The 15,676-nt window shown below is 69.7% G+C and carries 17 protein-coding genes and 1 tRNA gene; 10 read left to right on the plus strand and 8 right to left on the minus strand.

Annotation, left to right across the window (positions count from 1 at the left end; translation table 11 throughout):
* Nucleotides 1-6 precede the first annotated feature (6 nt).
* From OG707_RS36800 to OG707_RS36810, 3 genes are read right to left on the minus strand one after another with little or no spacing between them, the layout of a single operon-like run.
* Nucleotides 7-669, minus strand: coding sequence for an MOSC domain-containing protein (locus OG707_RS36800; protein WP_329126221.1), 663 nt, complete (start codon nt 667-669; stop codon nt 7-9).
* Nucleotides 666-1,292: a GNAT family N-acetyltransferase gene (locus tag OG707_RS36805; RefSeq protein WP_329126222.1), complete on the minus strand. Its 627-nt coding sequence runs from the start codon at nt 1,290-1,292 to the stop codon at nt 666-668. The genes OG707_RS36800 and OG707_RS36805 overlap by 4 nt, the downstream gene beginning before the upstream one ends.
* Nucleotides 1,293-1,338: 46 nt before the next feature.
* Nucleotides 1,339-2,244, minus strand: coding sequence for an alpha/beta hydrolase (locus OG707_RS36810; RefSeq protein ID WP_329126223.1), 906 nt, complete (start codon nt 2,242-2,244; stop codon nt 1,339-1,341).
* A 257-nt stretch (nt 2,245-2,501) separates the two neighbouring features.
* On the opposite strand from OG707_RS36810, the gene OG707_RS36815 reads away from it, so the two are divergent.
* The 3 genes from OG707_RS36815 to OG707_RS36825 are packed head-to-tail and all read left to right on the plus strand — an operon-like array spanning nt 2,502 to nt 4,505.
* Entirely contained in the window at nt 2,502-3,518 is a 1,017-nt protein-coding gene (locus tag OG707_RS36815; protein ID WP_329126224.1) for an Lrp/AsnC family transcriptional regulator, read from the plus strand.
* Nucleotides 3,518-4,132 carry an AAA family ATPase gene (locus OG707_RS36820; protein WP_329126225.1) on the plus strand — a complete coding sequence of 205 codons (615 nt, stop codon included), beginning with the start codon at nt 3,518-3,520 and terminating at the stop codon, nt 4,130-4,132. Before OG707_RS36815 ends, OG707_RS36820 begins: the two co-directional genes overlap by 1 nt.
* Nucleotides 4,119-4,505: a hypothetical protein gene (locus tag OG707_RS36825; RefSeq protein WP_329126226.1), complete on the plus strand. Its 387-nt coding sequence runs from the start codon at nt 4,119-4,121 to the stop codon at nt 4,503-4,505. Before OG707_RS36820 ends, OG707_RS36825 begins: the two co-directional genes overlap by 14 nt.
* 1 nt (nt 4,506) lies before the next feature.
* On the opposite strand, the gene OG707_RS36830 is transcribed toward OG707_RS36825, so the two are convergent.
* Entirely contained in the window at nt 4,507-5,430 is a 924-nt protein-coding gene (locus tag OG707_RS36830) for a DUF2510 domain-containing protein (protein ID WP_329126227.1), read from the minus strand.
* 73 nt (nt 5,431-5,503) lie between these two features.
* Between OG707_RS36830 and OG707_RS36835 the strand changes: the two genes are divergently transcribed.
* Both OG707_RS36835 and OG707_RS36840 read left to right on the plus strand, forming a co-directional pair.
* Entirely contained in the window at nt 5,504-6,730 is a 1,227-nt protein-coding gene (locus OG707_RS36835; RefSeq protein WP_329126228.1) for a cytochrome P450, read from the plus strand.
* A gap of 9 nt (nt 6,731-6,739) precedes the next feature.
* Nucleotides 6,740-7,492 carry a cobalt-precorrin-6A reductase gene (locus tag OG707_RS36840; protein WP_329126229.1) on the plus strand — a complete coding sequence of 251 codons (753 nt, stop codon included), beginning with the start codon at nt 6,740-6,742 and terminating at the stop codon, nt 7,490-7,492.
* Here OG707_RS36840 and cobF read toward each other — a convergent pair.
* A complete protein-coding gene (cobF, locus tag OG707_RS36845) occupies nt 7,461-8,222 on the minus strand; it encodes a precorrin-6A synthase (deacetylating) (RefSeq protein WP_329126230.1) in 762 nt (253 codons plus the stop codon). The genes OG707_RS36840 and cobF overlap by 32 nt on opposite strands.
* Nucleotides 8,223-8,292: 70 nt before the next feature.
* Between cobF and OG707_RS36850 the strand changes: the two genes are divergently transcribed.
* The 3 genes from OG707_RS36850 to OG707_RS36860 are packed head-to-tail and all read left to right on the plus strand — an operon-like array spanning nt 8,293 to nt 11,089.
* On the plus strand, nt 8,293-9,036 hold the full coding sequence (locus OG707_RS36850; protein WP_329126231.1) for a (Fe-S)-binding protein: 744 nt from the start codon (nt 8,293-8,295) through the stop codon (nt 9,034-9,036).
* Nucleotides 9,033-10,451: a LutB/LldF family L-lactate oxidation iron-sulfur protein gene (locus OG707_RS36855; protein ID WP_329126232.1), complete on the plus strand. Its 1,419-nt coding sequence runs from the start codon at nt 9,033-9,035 to the stop codon at nt 10,449-10,451. Before OG707_RS36850 ends, OG707_RS36855 begins: the two co-directional genes overlap by 4 nt.
* Nucleotides 10,448-11,089 (plus strand): LutC/YkgG family protein, encoded by a 642-nt coding sequence (locus tag OG707_RS36860; protein ID WP_329126233.1) that lies wholly within the window; start codon nt 10,448-10,450, stop codon nt 11,087-11,089. Before OG707_RS36855 ends, OG707_RS36860 begins: the two co-directional genes overlap by 4 nt.
* Here OG707_RS36860 and OG707_RS36865 read toward each other — a convergent pair.
* The 3 genes from OG707_RS36865 to OG707_RS36875 form a co-directional block, all read right to left on the minus strand.
* Nucleotides 11,067-11,270 (minus strand): hypothetical protein, encoded by a 204-nt coding sequence (locus OG707_RS36865; protein WP_329126234.1) that lies wholly within the window; start codon nt 11,268-11,270, stop codon nt 11,067-11,069. The two genes, OG707_RS36860 and OG707_RS36865, sit on opposite strands and share 23 nt — an antisense overlap.
* Before the next feature lie 11 nt (nt 11,271-11,281).
* Nucleotides 11,282-12,349 carry an aminotransferase class V-fold PLP-dependent enzyme gene (locus OG707_RS36870; protein WP_329128177.1) on the minus strand — a complete coding sequence of 356 codons (1,068 nt, stop codon included), beginning with the start codon at nt 12,347-12,349 and terminating at the stop codon, nt 11,282-11,284.
* Nucleotides 12,350-12,494: 145 nt separating this feature from the next.
* Nucleotides 12,495-12,980, minus strand: a complete 486-nt coding sequence (locus OG707_RS36875; RefSeq protein ID WP_329126235.1) for a DUF309 domain-containing protein — start codon at nt 12,978-12,980, stop codon at nt 12,495-12,497.
* A gap of 103 nt (nt 12,981-13,083) precedes the next feature.
* On the opposite strand from OG707_RS36875, the gene OG707_RS36880 reads away from it, so the two are divergent.
* Both OG707_RS36880 and OG707_RS36885 read left to right on the plus strand, forming a co-directional pair.
* A tRNA-Pro gene (locus OG707_RS36880) sits at nt 13,084-13,157 on the plus strand.
* A gap of 700 nt (nt 13,158-13,857) precedes the next feature.
* Nucleotides 13,858-14,943: an integrase core domain-containing protein gene (locus OG707_RS36885; protein WP_329126236.1), complete on the plus strand. Its 1,086-nt coding sequence runs from the start codon at nt 13,858-13,860 to the stop codon at nt 14,941-14,943.
* The last annotated feature ends 733 nt before the right edge of the window (nt 14,944-15,676 follow it).

The following is a 15,676-nucleotide window of genomic DNA, read 5'->3' on the forward strand; positions in this document are numbered from 1 at the left end:
TCAGGGTCAGCCCTGAGATCGGTCCGCGGTACGGCGACGGACCATCTCCCTGTCCTCCTCGGGCAGCGCGTCCGCGACGAGCAGCCTGGGCAGCAGCTCCGGTTCGAGGGTGAACGCGCGGAAGGTGAGGGCAACGGTCACGTCGTGGTCGGGCCGGTGGACGATCTCGACCGGATCACCGGCGCTGATCTCACCGGGCTCGATCACCCGCAGATACGGCCCGGGAACGGCAGCCTGCGTGAACCGCTTCAGCCAGCCCTCCTGCTCCAGCCACCCCTGGAAGGTCACACACGGAATCCGGGGGACCGCCACCTCCAGCACGACATCGCTTCCGATGCGCCAACGCTCGCCGATCAGCGCGGAGTTGAGGTCCATGCCGAGGGTGGTGAGGTTCTCCCCGAAGGACCCGTTCGGCAGCTCCCGGCCGAGCTCGGCCTCCCAGCCGTCGAGATCCTCCCGTGCGTACGCATAGACGGCCTGGTCGGTGCCGCCGTGGTGCTTGACGTCGTAGACCCGGTCCCCGGCGAGCCCGACCGCGCCGTCGCCCTTCGGGCCGGGGGCCGTGACGGCGACGGGCCCTTCGACGGGCTGTTTGTCGATTCCTGTGGCGGAGATTCCCTTCCAGGGATTGGGCCGGGGCCTGCCGACATTGACGGTGAGCACCTTCACACGACACCTCCTGTGGTGCGGCCAAGATAGGTCAGCTCACCCGCATCGGGCACCGGGATTACGCGGAAGCCGACCCGGTCGTAGAAGGCACGTGCCTTGGTGTTGGCCGTGACCATCCCGAGGTGGACCGCGGGCACGCCCTGCGCGGCGAGTGCGGCGAGGAACCTGGTCATCAACGCCCGCCCCAGGCCCCTGCGTTGGTGGCCGGGGAGGAGGTCGATGTGGAGATGGGCGGGGTGGCCGTCGAGCGCGGGGACCAGCATGTGCTCCGGCCGGTGCAGCAGGGCGGCCATCTGGTCGTCTGGGGTCAGGAGGGGGCTGGCGGGGTCGGGATAGCGTCCGGCGAGCGGGGGCAGCCACTGCGTACGGAAGCGCTCGACGAAGGCGGCGGTGTCGGCGGTCCCGACGATGTACCCGACGGCCCGGCCCCCGCCGTCGTCGGCGACGAAGGCGAGGCCGGGCTCCAACTCGGCGTAGGGCGCCGCGAAGAGGCTGGGCAGCAGGTCGTGGTCGTCGTACAGGGGGCGGGCGTCGCCGCCCTCGTGGCCCGTGCGCACACAGATGTCGTACAGCTCGGGGCGGTCGTCGGGGCGGTAGGGCCTGATGAAGGGGGACGTGGTCATGCCGTACACCTTGCGGGAGTTGGGAGCGCTCCCACAAGGTGTCTGCTCACCGGTGCGCGAGATGTTTCTCCAGGAAGGAGATCTCCGCCGCGACGGCCTCTTCGTGCGACTCGAGGAAGGGCGCGTAGTGACGTCCCGTCAGGTGGAGCACCTCGGCATCCGGTGCGTTGTGCGCCGCCTGCACGGCGGGGCCGGGGAGCACGCTCTGATCCTGGTCGCACACGACCACCAGCAGCGGGCACCGGATCCGCGACGCATGGCGGCCGGGCCGGTAGCCGCCGAGCTTGAGCACGATCCGCGCGGCGACCGTCTGGTCCCAGCCCGGAAAGCGGTGTCCGGGATCCAGGGCCCGCTGGGCGTCCATGGCGTCGGGCGTGGTGAGCGAGGCGACGTCGCCGCGTGCTCCGGAGGTCGGGACCAGCAACGGCGGCCGTCCGACGAGACTCCCGAGCGCGTCCGCGACGCCCCGGCCGAAGAGCCGCAACAGGGCAGCGGGCGTCATGGCGCGCAGCGCGTGCGGAGCGACCGCGCGGCCGTCGACGAGCGGCGTCTGCGCGATCGCGCAGGCCAGCCGCGGATTCCCGGCGGCGACGGGGAAGACGTGGCCGCCCGCCAGCGAGAAGCCCCAGACGGAGAGGGAGTCCGGGTCGACGTCGGGCAGACCGGCCGCGAAGCCGATCGCGGCCTGCCAGTCCGCGAGTTGCTCACCGAAGCGCACGACCTGGCGCGGTGTGCCGCCGCTCTCCCCGAACCGCCGGTGGTCGAAGGCCAGGACGGCGAAGCCGGCGGCGTTGAAGCGTGCGGCGAAGAGGTCCGAGGCCGGTTCCTTCGTCACCGAGGTCCCGCCGGCCATGATCACGCAGCCGCCGTTGGACCCCGGATAGTGCCAGGCGACGCACGAGGTGTCTCCGCTGGCGAAGCGTACTTTTTCGCGTTCCTTGATGACGGGCACGAGGGCCTCCGTAGTCGAGCGTGCGGGGCGGTGAGGGGGGCTCGTGGCGTCCCGCAAGCCCCCGTTGCCGGATGCGGTGGCGGTCACCCGACCAGGGTGGGGAACCAGATGCGCGGGTCGAGGATCATGGCTGCTCCTTTCGTGCCTCGGGTCCGCTGACGAACGTCAGGGACGGGACGGGCGGACGACTTCCATCCTTGGCGCGCGTCCACCGGAACAGGCATCGCGCGGCCCCGAAATGGGCGAAACTTGCGCCCATGGCACGCGCATCGGCGGATTCCGTACTGAGCCTCCAGGACCAGCGGCTGGTCGCCGCGCTGCAGTGCGACGGCCGCGTCACCGCGGAGAGGGCGGCCCGGATCCTGGGCCTCAGCGCCGCCACCGTGCGCCGCCGTCTGCACGCGCTCGGCGCCGACGGGACCGTGCGCGTGGTGATCTCACCGGTCGCCCGCCCGCGCAACGGGGGCTCCGCCGGGGCCCTGTTCCTGCGCATCCGCGTCCTGCGGGGGAAGCTCGACACGATCGTGGCCGCACTCGCGGCGCGCGAGGACATCCCGTTCATCGACGTCTCCACTGCAGGAGACGAGATCTTCGCGGTCGCCCGCACCGAGCCGGGTTCGCGCGACCCGCTGGTCTTCCGTCAACTGCCGTCCACGCAGGCGGTCACATCGCTGGAGAGCGCCACCGTCCTGCACGTCTTCCGGCTGACCTCCGAGTGGCGACACGACGTACTGACCGCACCGGAACGCGAGGCCCTGAGCCCGCCGGACCCTTCTGCCGGAGCGCCTGGCTCCCCGGGCCCGTACGGCATCGACACCGATCCCCTGGAACAGTCGCTCATCGACGCCCTCACCCCCGACGCGCGCCTGCCCGCCGCCGCCCTGGCCGCGAGCACCGGACACGCGGAGACCACCGTGCGACGCCGCATCGCCCAACTGGCCGCCCAGAGCCGTCTGATCACCCAGGTCCTGGTCGACCCGCACCGCCTCGGCCTCCCCATCGAGGCCAAACTCATGCTGCACGTGGCCCCGGACCACCTGGCCACTGCCGGGCAGGCCATGGCCGACCACCCCTCGGTCCACGGCGCTTTCGCGACCTCGGGCCCCTCGAACCTCCACGCGGCCGCGTACTTCCCCGACTTGGCCGCCCTGTACGGTTTCCTCTCCCGCGACCTGATCGGTCTGGGGATCACCCAGGTCGAAACGGCGATCGTCAGCCGCGCCGTCCAGCGCATGCCGTTTCGCGGCGCCGCCGTGAGCGAGAGGACAAGGTGATGAAGGAACTGGATTCCGCGGTCGTCCTGGTCACGGGGGTGATGGCGGCAGGAAAGTCGACCGTGGCCGACCTGCTCGCCAGACGGCTGCCCCGAGCCGCCCATGTCCGCGGCGACGCCTTCCGCAGGATGATGGTCTCCGGCCAGGAGCAGCTGCTGCCCGAGCAAACGGCAGAAGCCCGCGCCCAGTTGGACCTGCGCTACCGCATGTCCGCACTGGTCGCGGACGAGTACGCGTCGCACGGCTGGACCGCGATCGTGCAGGACATCATCCTGGGGCCCGACCTCTCCTCGTACGTCGCCCGGCTGCGCACCCGCCCGCTGTACGTCGTCGTCCTGGCCCCGTCCGCCGCCGCGGTGCACACCAGGGAGTCGGGCCGCCAGAAGAACGGGTACGGCGCGTGGACGGTGGAATCGCTCGATCGCGACCTGCGCGCCGAGACTCCCCGCATCGGACTCTGGCTCGACTCCACGGAGCAGACGCCGGACGAGACCGTTTCTGCCGTCCTCGGCAACCTCGCGGCCGCCCGAGTCGACAGGGACGTACGCAAACCGGGGACGGGGCTGAGCGATCACTGGAACGCCGGTACGATTCCGCCCCATGAGCGCATCTGACCAGAGCCAGGCCGTGGACGCAGCCATATCCGACCGGGAGCCGGAGAACGAGGTTGAGCCCGAGGTCGAGCCCGAGCCCGAATTCAAGGCAGAGGCAGAGGCGGAGCCCGAGCGTCAGGGGCTGACACCGCGTCAGGCGCGGCGGGTGCGGATCGCCGTGGCGTCCGTGCTGATGGTCGCGATGGCCGTGGTGCTGTGGGTGCGCCTCGCCAGCCGTGCCTCGCTGCTGGTCGTCGCCGACTACGGACTCGCCCTGATCCTCTGCGGATTCGTGATCGAGCTCAGCCGCAGCGGCCGCACCCGGCTCGCGAGCTGGCTGCTCGGTGCCGGGCTGGTCGCTGCGGTGGCCGCCGACTGGCTCGTACTGCCCTGACTCAGGTCGTCTCGCCCGAACCGGATCCGTCCACGGACGCGGCCTTGATGCCCTTGGTGATGGTGTCCATGACGGACAGCGAGGGCGCCTTGCTGCTGACGTCGAATCCGGAACGTACGACGACGAGCGTTCCCGAGTTGCCGGGGGAGGGGAAGGCCAGCGACTGGACGTACCCGTCCTCGCCGGTCTTCGTCACCACCTTCCAGCGGACCAGATAGCCCTGCTGTCCGGCGACCGTGACGGCCTCGGACTTGAGCTGCTGGTGCGAGGTGATCGCGCCGTAGCTCTTCCCGCCGTACGAAGCCGTGGCGTTGGGGGAGATGTCCTTCTCCGCGGCCGCCTTGGCCGTGGTGGCCTGGATCTTCCAGGCGAGCGCCGGGGCCGAGAAGACCCCGCCGCGCGAGCACTTCGCGGTGGTGTCCCCGGGGCACTTGTACGTCCCCGTGGACACTCCGGCGCCGACCTGGCCGGACTCGCCCGTCCACCCGTCGGGCACCGGGATGCTGATCCCGCTGGCGAGGTCGGTGGCGTAACCGTCCTCGGTCTGAGGCTGCTGCTGCTCGGGTGCCTGGTTGTCACCGCCGCTCGAACCGCCCTGTCCGCCCTGCCCCTCTTGTCCGCCGGGGCCGCCGGGTTGCGTCGGGGCGGTCGAGGGCGCGGAGCCCGCCCTGTCCGACGCGGTGTTGTCGTTCCCGGAGTCCTTCGTCAGCAGGAAGACACCGCCTGCGATGGCGGCGACCACCGCGACTCCCGCGACGACGGCGATTCCCGCGCGCACCCGCCGGCGGGTCAGCTGGGAGGGGGAGAGTTCCATCGGGCGGAGCGCGTCGGTCCACTGCTCGCCGTCCCACCAGCGCTCCTGGAGGGGTCCTGCACCTGTGTGCCCGGGGTCTGCGTGCCAGCCGGGCGGGCTTGTCTGGGTCACGGCGTCACGGTAGACGCGCTGCGTGAAAAACACATGAGACCGGGCACATTGACAGCCGTGCCACGATGGTTTGGTGGAGAGGCATGAGCACGACAGGCTCGACGCGCTGATGCGCGACCCCTACCCGCTCTACGCACGCGCCCGCACCACCGAAGGCCTGGTCTTCGTGCCCGAACTCGACGCCTGGCTGATCGCCAGGGACGCCGACGTACGGGAAGTGCTGCGCAGACAGGACGAGTTCTCCTCGGCCAACGCACTGCGGCCCGACGTGCTCCCCACACCCGCCGCACTGGCGGAGTTCGGCAAGGGCTTCGGCGGCCGGCCGGTCGTCGTCACCTCCGACGGGAGCGCGCACCAGCGATTACGGGCTCCCGTCGTCCAGGGTCTCTCGCCCGCGAGGGTCGCCGGGATCGTCCCGTACGCGACGGAACAGGCAGAACTCCTCATCGACGAACTGATCCAACAGGACGGCGCGACCGTCGAGCTAATGAGGACATACGCGACAAAGCTCCCGGGCCGGGTCATCGGCCGACTGATCGGCCTCGACCCCGCAGACGTCCCCGTGGCCGTGCACGGCGGACTCCGGGCGGAGGAGCTCCTCTTCCGCCCGCTCGACCCCGACGAGCAGATCGCCGCCGCCCGCGACGTCGTCGCCATGCAGCAACTCCTCGACGGCCACCTCCGCGACCGCCGCGCCCACCCCCGCGACGACCTCGCCTCCGGCCTGCTCGAAGCCCTCGCCCCCGGATCCGGCGACCTCACCCTCGAAGAGCGCCACGCGATGGTCGCGCACCTGCAGAACTTCCTCCTGGCGGGCCACCTCACCACCACCGCCCTCACCGGAACGACCCTCCTGCATCTGCTCTCCCACCGCGAGCAGTGGGAACGCCTCTGCGCAGAGCCGGAGTTGATCCCGCAAGCAGTCGAGGAGGCGGCGCGCTACGACACGGCCCTGCAGGGCTTCCGCCGCATCACCACGCGCGCGGTCACCCTCGCCGGCACCGAGCTGCCGCCCGGCACATCCGTGTTCGTCGCGTACGGTTCCGCCAACCGCGACGCCCTGCGCTACGACCGTCCCGACGTGTTCGACATCACGCGCCGCGGCTCCCGCCACCTCGCCTTCGGTCACGGCGTCCACGGCTGCCCCGGCGCACAGCTCGCCCGCGAGCAACTCCGCATCACCGTAGGCCTGTTCACCCGCCGCCTGCCCGGCCTGCGGCTCGCGGACGAGCCCCCCGCGGAGTTCCGCCCGACGCTGATCCACCGGGCGCCGACAGCCCTGCACCTCACCTGGACGTAACCTCGCCCCATGCACGTCCTGATCCTCGGCGGAACGGCGGAGGCCCGGCAGCTGGCAGCCGAGCTCGACCGCCGCCCCGGCCTGCGCGTGACCACCTCACTCGCCGGCCGGGTCGCACAGCCCCGACTCCCCGCGGGCGAGGTGCGGATCGGCGGCTTCGGCGGCGCAGAAGGCCTCGCGGCCTGGCTGTACGAGCACGGGGCGGACGCCCTGGTGGATGCCACGCACCCCTTCGCCACCATCATCAGCGCCAACGCGGCCACGGCGGCACGCTCCACGGGCATTCCGCTGATCGCCCTGCGCCGCGCTGGCTGGGAGGCGACCCCCGGCGACCGCTGGCACCCGGCGGCGGACCTCGCGGACGCGGCGTCGCTCCTGCCCGCGCTGGGCCGCCGGATCTTCCTCACCACGGGCCGCCTGGGCCTGGCCGCCTTCGCGGAGCTGGACCAACTCCACTTCCTCGTACGGTCGGTGGAGCCCCCGGACCCGCCGCTGCCGCGCGACTCCGAGATCCTGCTGGACCGAGGCCCGTACACGGTAGAGGGGGAGCGGGACCTGCTCCTTGCCCGCACTGTCGATGTCCTGGTCACCAAGGACAGCGGCGGCCCGGCGACCTCCGCCAAGCTCACGGCGGCCCGTCAACTCGGCCTGCCCGTCGTGGTCGTACGCCGCCCGCCCGCGCCTCAAGGGGTGTTGGTAGCGCAGGACGTGTCAGAGGTACTGCGCCATCTCAGTCCCGGCGCAGCAGATACGTGTCCATGATCCACCCCTTGCGGGCCCGCGCCTCGGCCCGCACCTCCTCGATCCGCTCGGCGACCTCCGACAGCCGCCCGGAGACCAGGATCTCGTCCGCGGTCCCCACATAGGCGCCCCAGTAGATGACCGGGTCCTGCTCGATGTGGTGCCGGAAGGACTGATGGGCGTCGAGCATGACGACCACGTCGTCCACCCCCTCGGGCCAGCCCTCCGCCAGCCGCCGGCCGGTGGTGATCTGGACGGGGCGGGCGACCCGGTTGAGGCCGGTGCGGTGCTTGGCGACGAGAGCGGAGACGCTGCTGATCCCGGGAATCACCTCGTAGTCGAAGGCGACGCCACCGCGCTCCAGGATCTCCTCGAGGATGCCGAGCGTGGAGTCGTACAGCGCGGGATCGCCCCAGACGAGGAAGGCGCCGCACTCCGCGTCGCCGAGCTCATCGGTGATCATCCGCTCGTAGATGTCGGCACGGGCACGCCGCCAGTCGTCGACGGCGGGGGAGTACCCCGTACCACCGGCCTTGCGGTCGCGGTCCGGGTCGCGGGCCTCGACGAGACGGTACTCACGGTCCTGGATGTGTTGTTCCAGGATGTCGTGGCGCAACCGGATCAGATCGGACTTCTCCTCCCCCTTGTCGAGCAGGAAGAAGACATCCGTGCGGTTCAGTGCCTTGACCGCCTGGATGGTCAGATGGTCGGGGTCGCCCGCCCCGATGCCGATGACATAGATCTTTCTCACCGCACCGAGTCTGCACCATGGTCATCTGACCTCTTACGGAGGCCGCTGCCATCGGCATATCCTCCGACCTATGCGTGTCGCACTCTTCGTCACCTGCGTCAATGACGCGGTGTACCCGTCCACGGGCATCGCCGTCGTCAAACTCCTGGAACGGCTCGGCGTGGAGGTGGACTTCCCACCCGGCCAGACCTGTTGCGGACAGCCCCAGTTCAACACCGGCTACCGGCGGGAGACCGAACCGCTGGTGCGGCGCATGGGCCGCGTCTTCGAGGGTTACGACCACGTGGTGACGCCCTCGGGGTCATGCGCGGCCATGGTGCGCGACAACTACCCGCGGATCGCCCACAAGGGCTCTGACCCGCAGCTTCAGCAGGTCGCGGACACGCTGGTGCCACGGATGTACGAGCTGACGGAGTTCCTGGTGGACGTGCTGGGGGTGACGGACGTCGGTGCGTACTTCCCGCACACCGTCACCTACCACCCCTCCTGCCACGGGCTGCGGATGCTGGGCCTGGGGGAGCGGCCGCGCAAACTGCTCGAAGCGGTCAAGGGGCTGGAGCTGAGGGATCTGCCGGGGGCGGAGGAGTGCTGCGGTTTCGGAGGGACCTTCGCGATGAAGAACTCCGATGTTTCGGCGGCGATGGGCGAGGACAAAGTGCGCAACGCGGCTTCGACGGGAGCCGAAGTGCTGTGCGGAGCGGACAACTCCTGCCTGATGCACCTCGATGGCCTGCTGCACCGCCAGGGTGCACCCCAGCGCGCACTGCATCTGGCGGAGATTTTGGCGAGTACGGAAGAGGAGCCGCTGGGATGAGTGGGACGTATCTGGGGATGCCGTCGTTTCCGGTGGCGGCGCGTGAGGCGGTGAACAACCCGACGCTGCGGGCGAATCTGCGCCATGCCACGCACACGATCCGCGCGAAGCGGGCGGTGGCGGTGGCGGAGCTCGCGGACTGGGCGTTGTTGCGGGAGGCCGGGAAGCAGATCAAGGACCGCACCCTGCGGCATCTGGACACGCTGCTGGTGGAGCTGGAGGAGAAGGTCACCGCGGCGGGTGGGGTGGTGCATTGGGCGGCGGATGCGGAGGAGGCGAATCGGATCGTCACCGAGCTGGTGGTGGAGACCGGGGAGCGGGAGGTGGTGAAGGTCAAGTCGATGGCGACCCAGGAGATCGGCCTCAACGAAGCCCTGGAAGCTGCCGGGATCGCCGCCTACGAGACGGATCTGGCGGAGCTGATCGTGCAACTGGGCGAGGACCGCCCTTCGCACATCCTGGTGCCCGCGATCCACCGCAACCGGGGCGAGATCCGCGACATCTTCGCGACCACGATGGGCGAGTGGGGGCGCCCGGCCCCCGACGATCTCACCGACAGCCCCGCTGCGTTGGCGGAGGCGGCGCGGTTGCATCTGCGGGAGAAGTTCCTGCGCGCGAAGGTCGGCATCTCGGGGGCGAACTTCATGGTCGCCGAGACCGGGACGCTGGTGGTCCTGGAATCGGAGGGCAACGGACGGATGTGCCTGACCCTGCCGGAGACCCTGATCTCGGTGGTGGGGATCGAGAAGGTCATCCCCAGCTGGCGGGATCTGGAGGTGTTCCTGCAGACCCTGCCCCGCTCCTCCACAGCCGAGCGGATGAACCCCTACACCAGCACCTGGACCGGCACCACCGACTCCGACGGCCCCAAGGCCTTCCACCTGGTGCTCCTGGACAACGGGCGCACGGCGACGCTGGCGGACGAGGTGGGGCGCCAGGCATTGCGGTGCATCCGCTGCTCGGCGTGTCTGAATGTGTGCCCGGTCTACGAGCGGGCCGGCGGACACGCCTACGGCTCGGTCTATCCGGGCCCGATCGGCGCGATCCTCTCCCCTCAACTGCGCGGCACCCAGAGCGACATCGATGCCTCCCTGCCGTATGCGTCGTCGTTGTGCGGGGCGTGTTACGAGGTGTGCCCGGTCGCGATCGACATTCCCGAGGTCCTGGTCCACTTGCGGGAACAGGTCGCGGAGAAGGGCGGCAAGGGCCACCGCCTGGAGAAGACCGCAATGAAAGCAGCCGGGTGGATCCTCAACCACCCCGCCGCCCTCACCGCGGGCGAACGCATTGCCTCCAAGACCCGGGCCCTGCACCCCAAAACCGTTCCGGGTGCCTCCGCGTGGACGGACAGCCGTGACCTGCCCGCCCTGCCCGAGCAACCGTTCCGCGACTGGTGGAAGAAGAACCGCACATGAACACCCGCGAGACCATCCTCACCCGCATCCGTGAAGCGGTAGCCCAGGCACCGGAGGTGCCCGAACCGGCCCGCGACTACCTGCCCAGCCACACCCCCAACGACCCGCAAACCCTCGTGAACCTGTTGGCGGAGAACCTCACCGACTACCGGGCGATCGTCCACCACACCTACGAAGACACCCTCCCGGACCTCCTCAACCAACTCCTGTCCGCCCACGGAACACAGTCGGTGTTGGTCCCGCCCGGGCTCCCGGAACACTGGCTGCAGGCATCCAACGCCCAACAAATCGAGGACAGTTCAACGCACACCCCCCACGACCTGGATACGGTCGACAGTGTGGTGACGGGCTGCGCGCTGGCGATCGCCGAGACCGGCACCCTCGTCCTGGACGCAAGCCCCGACCAAGGAAGACGCCGCATCACCCTCATCCCCGACCACCACATCTGCATCGTCCGCGCCCCCGACCAGATCGTCGCCTCCCTCCCCCAGGCCATGCCCCGCCTCGACCCCACCCGCCCCCTCACCTGGATCTCAGGCCCCTCCGCCACCAGCGACATCGAACTCGACCGCGTCGAAGGCGTCCACGGCCCCCGCACCCTCGAAGTCATCCTCCTCAGCAGCCGGTCCGGGGACTGAGTCCGGCAGGATCCGGGTTCCTGTCGCGGTAGGTCTCGTCGGCGGAGGCAAGGAAAGCGGCGACGTCGGCAGCGTTGGACGAGACGCCCAGGGACACCCGGATCGCCCCTGCCGTAGGCAACCCCAGCTGTTCCAGATAGCCGTCGATCGACCGGGGCCCGCGCCGTATGGCAGCGCGCATCCGCCGCCCCGTCAGGGCGAACGCGGCCTCGCCGGCCCCGGGATTGAGAAGCAGCCCGTACGCAGCGAAATCCCGCGCCGCCCGCTGTCGCGCGTCACGATTCGCTCGTCGATGATCCCGCCGTCGGGCCGCAGCAGATTGAGGGCGACGGTGGCCCCGCGCCCCTGCGTGGTCCTCGGCCCGTACAGCCGCACCATCGGCTGCCCGCCCGAATGCCGCAACGCGCCCGGCCCCGCAAGGAGTTGCCCGGTGAGCGAAGTGACATGGCCGCGAACGGCCTCGATGCCAACAGAGCCGATCCACTCCAGCCCGGCGGTCACATCCGGGATCGAGAGGAAATTGACGGTGCCGTCCTCGAATGCGGCCTCGCCGCCGGCCATGACATGCCACGCGACCTGTGCACTGGCTGCCTGGATGGTCCCACCGGCGAACCACGGCCGCCGCAGCCGGGCGAGGGCCTCGCGCCGGGCGATCAGGGTTCCGATCCCTGTCGGATACCCGAAGACCTTGTACCAGCTGACGGCGGTGAAGTCCGGGTGCACCCGGCTCAGATCGAGCGGATGGGCCGGTACGAATGCCGCAGCGTCCAGCAGCACGTCGTACCCGCGTGACTGTGCGGCGCCGATCCACCCCAGCGGATGCTGCACTCCGGTGAAGTTGCTCTGCGCCGGATAGGCGAACAGACCCCGGCCGCCGCGCGGAAGTGCACCGCGCAGAGCCGCTTCGTCGACGCGGAGATCGGGCCCGGCGAGCGGCACGTACACGGTCCGCGCATGCCGCGTCCGGGCGTACTCGCGCAGCCCGTTCACCGAGTTGTGGTTGTCGATCGGGAGCACGAGCCGGCTGCCACGCCCGAAGGGATAGGACTCGCCGACCAGCTTCATGGCCCCGGTGGCATTGGGGGCGAAGATCACCGCGTACTCGGCGGGATCGGCGCGGAAGTGCTGCAGCACGGCGGCACGCGCCCGCGCGACCAGCTCGCCGGAGGCGCGGGACGAGGGATTCTCCGAGTGTGGATTGCCGTAGCAGCCACGGGTCAGGCGCTCGGTGTGCCCCAGCAGTAGGGACCGCGGTGCAATGCCGGCACCCGTGTGATCGAGATAGACGTGCCGCTCGGCGTCGAGATGCGCGAACTAGGCAGCACGTAACCCGGGAAGTCCCGAAGTCCCGCCAGATGTCAGTGAGTTGAGCACCAGCTGGCCCCCTCCCTGTACTGCCCGCAGATTACCCGCCCAGCAGCCGAGGAGCCTCCTGCGCGGCATCGACTCGCACGCCGTCCGGCGCGTCGAGGCGCGCGGAGAGCTCCCGTGCCCACACGGAGAGCTCTTCGAGTCCGATCCCGTACGGCAGACGATCCTCGTACCCGTCGATCCACGCCGCACCTCTCCGCAGGAGTCGCGCCCCGCCCGAGGAATTGCCCCGAGCGGCATGCGTGAGCCCGACGGCGAGCTGCGCCAGCCCACGCCACAGGTCGCGTTCCACCTCGGGCCCCGACTTCCAGGCGTCCTCGAACACCTCGTGCGCATGGAACGGCATCCCGGCGTCCAACAACCGCTGAGCCTCACGCACCGTCTCGCCGGGCCCGCGCACGCCCCCTTCGGGCTGCCGCTCGACACCGGCCGCCCCGTACGGCAACGGCCGCCCGAGCCCGTCCCGGGGACGCGCGCTGCGCGCCCGCCCCTCTTCGTCCCTGTCGCGCTCGTCGTTCATCCACCGATTGTCGCGTGTCCCCCGCGAAGTCCGTCGCACGCCTCGATTGATGTATGGTTCTCATGCAGGTCAGGCCAGGGGAAACCCCAGGTCAGACAGGCACCGGGACGTGGCGCAGCTTGGTAGCGCACTTGACTGGGGGTCAAGGGGTCGCAGGTTCAAATCCTGTCGTCCCGACTAGTTCGAACTATCGAACGTCGCAGCTGAAGGGCCGTTTTCGAACGGCCCTTTTCCTGTTGCTCCCACGCTCCCACTGGGAGCGGACGGACTGGGAGCACGCTCCCACCGCCCCCATACCGATTCACTCCCACTCACCCCGCTGCACCCATATTCGTTTCCCTGCACGGACGTTCACATCCGTGCCCGTTTTGTGACCGAGGGTCCCACCCGTCCGGGTGGCTTTCTGGTTAAGGGCTTCCGCTCTTCCGGCAGGTCGCACTCGCTCCCAGTGGGAGTGGGGTCGGGAGCGACGACCCCATGGCTGGAATCCGAGTTATGGGGCCATGCGAATCCTTGACCCCAGTTCTGATTTCGTCTGGGCGGTATGCCGGTTTTCAGGGTCGGCCATTGCGGGATGCATCGAGAGGTTGAACGCGGGTGGGAGCGGTTCGGCGACCTGCGGCGACGATGGGGTATTGCGGGGGCGGTTGGGCGTTAGGCGCCGGCTGCTGCAGGAGATACTGCGCGGTTGAGGGGAATTGGCAGCCCATCAGGCGGGCCAACGGACGCGTGACCCAAGCGCCGGGGCCGGACGTGGGCATGGAGCGATAGCGGTCTACGTGGGGCCTGTCCCGCTCGAAAATACGATTCGCGGCTGTGGCCTGCACGTTTGCTGATCCCGGCGAAGCGGGCTCGACTGCTCTGGGACGATCTGCGGATGTCGATGTCGGTTGTCACCGCGCTGGTCCGGAATCTGATCACGGTGCCTGCTGCGGTGCTGCGCAGCCACATGGCCAAGGACGCGGAAGTGCTGGCATTGCGCCACGAGAACGCGGTGCTGCGCCGTCAGATCGCCCGGGTCCGCTACGAGCCCGCCGACCGGATCTGGCTGGCGGTCCTGTCCGGGCTGGTCCCGCGGGAGCGCTGGCGCCAGGTCTTCGCGGTCACCCCGACCACGTTGCTGGCCTGGCACCGCCAACTCGTCGCCGGGAAGTGGACGTTCACCTCTCGTCGCCGTCCGGGCCGACCCCGCACGGCGCCCACCATCAGGCAATTGATCCTGCGGTTGGCCCAAGAGAACAGCAGCTGGGGCCACCGCCGGATCCAGGGCGAACTCGCGCGCCTGGGCCACCCGATCGCCCCGTCCACGGTCTGGCAGATCCTGCAGGACGCCGGCATTGACCCGGCCCCGCAGCGCTCCGGCCCGACCTGGCGCCAGTTCCTGAAGGCCCAGGCCCACGGCATCCTCGCCGCTGACTTCCTGCACCTCGACACCATCTCGCTCCAGCGCCTGTACGCCTTGGTCTTCATCGAGCACGGCACCCGCCGCGCCCACCTCGCCGGCGTCACCGCCCACCCCACCGCCCAGTGGACCGCCCAGCAGGCCAGGAACCTCACCATGACGTTGGGGTGCCGCATGGACTCGCTGCGCTTCCTGCTTCGGGATCGGGATACGAAGTACACCCGCACCTTCGACGCCGTCTTCAAGGCCGACGACGTGGAGATCCTGCTCAGTCCGCCCCGGGCGCCGAGGGCCAACGCGATCTGCGAGAGAGTCGTGGGTACCCTCCGCCGCGAGGTACTCGACCGGATCCTGATCTACAACGAGGCCCACGCCGTGGCAGTAATGACCCAGTACATCCGGCACTACAACCGGCACCGCCCCCACCAATCCCGGCAGCAACTGCCCCCGGACAGGCCCGAATCACCCGCCCCGGTCACCGTGACCGACCTCCAGACCCACGGGATCCGGCGACGGTCCGTCCTGGGGGGCTTGATCAACGAGTACCACCACGCCGCCTGATGGAACGGCATCGCCGCAGCGCGCACCACTGAATCGCATTTTCGAGCGGCACAGCATCCCGTGCTGAGCGTGTTCGAGGCCATAGCCTGGCTGCCGCTGACCCCGCACCCCCCGTTGAACGCCTGATCGACTACACGGCTGAGGAGATCCGCCGACTGCTCCACCAGACCGTACGGCACGTCCACCAGCACCCCGCCGTGATCGCCGCCCAGTCGCTTGGCGCAGAACCCACCAAACCATCGCAAAACGCATCCACTGCCGGCAGCGACGACAACGAGCTCTCGAAACTCCCCTGTAGTACAGGGACCGCTTCGCCAGTCGTTCGGCCGTGGAGCAATTCTTCCAGGCGAGGGGAAGGCAGGGAGCCGACCGGCTCGATCAACTGCGGCAGTCGAGCTCCGATGAGACGACGCGACCAACGGCTAACCGAACACCAAGATCATAAGAAGGGCGAGCTCGGCAGGCTCGCGCAGCATCCGGCCGCCGTTCGAGTGGGGTCCAGCGTGCCGAGCATGGGGCAATCAGGCGGCTCCGGGAATAGCGAGCGTGTTCGCGCACGCCTAATTACGGACACATGAGAGCTTTCGCCTATTGTCCGGTATGCGGAGGTAATGCAGGTTATGCGCCAAAAAGCGTCGAGCAGGCGTCGATACGGAATCCCCAGATGGGCGTCAGCGGTAGCGCTGGCACTCGGCGTCGCAGTCGCCTCTGCGGGCGTGGTGCCCTCCGCTTC

The organism is Streptomyces sp. NBC_01465 (assembly GCF_036227325.1).
In the GTDB taxonomy this organism is placed as follows: domain Bacteria; phylum Actinomycetota; class Actinomycetes; order Streptomycetales; family Streptomycetaceae; genus Streptomyces.

Bases quoted from the DNA above. Each gene is read 5' to 3' on its own strand.
- OG707_RS36820 (WP_329126225.1), top strand. From the start codon at position 3,518: ATGAAGGAACTGGATTCCGCGGTCGTCCTGGTCACGGGGGTGATGGCG.
- OG707_RS36840 (WP_329126229.1), top strand. From the start codon at position 6,740: ATGCACGTCCTGATCCTCGGCGGAACGGCGGAGGCCCGGCAGCTGGCA.
- OG707_RS36885 (WP_329126236.1), top strand. From the start codon at position 13,858: ATGTCGATGTCGGTTGTCACCGCGCTGGTCCGGAATCTGATCACGGTG.
- OG707_RS36875 (WP_329126235.1), bottom strand. From the start codon at position 12,980: ATGAACGACGAGCGCGACAGGGACGAAGAGGGGCGGGCGCGCAGCGCG.
- OG707_RS36860 (WP_329126233.1), top strand. From the start codon at position 10,448: ATGAACACCCGCGAGACCATCCTCACCCGCATCCGTGAAGCGGTAGCC.
- OG707_RS36850 (WP_329126231.1), top strand. From the start codon at position 8,293: ATGCGTGTCGCACTCTTCGTCACCTGCGTCAATGACGCGGTGTACCCG.
- OG707_RS36855 (WP_329126232.1), top strand. From the start codon at position 9,033: ATGAGTGGGACGTATCTGGGGATGCCGTCGTTTCCGGTGGCGGCGCGT.
- OG707_RS36865 (WP_329126234.1), bottom strand. From the start codon at position 11,270: ATGCGCGCTGCCATACGGCGCGGGCCCCGGTCGATCGACGGCTATCTG.
- OG707_RS36805 (WP_329126222.1), bottom strand. From the start codon at position 1,292: ATGACCACGTCCCCCTTCATCAGGCCCTACCGCCCCGACGACCGCCCC.
- OG707_RS36825 (WP_329126226.1), top strand. From the start codon at position 4,119: ATGAGCGCATCTGACCAGAGCCAGGCCGTGGACGCAGCCATATCCGAC.
- OG707_RS36815 (WP_329126224.1), top strand. From the start codon at position 2,502: ATGGCACGCGCATCGGCGGATTCCGTACTGAGCCTCCAGGACCAGCGG.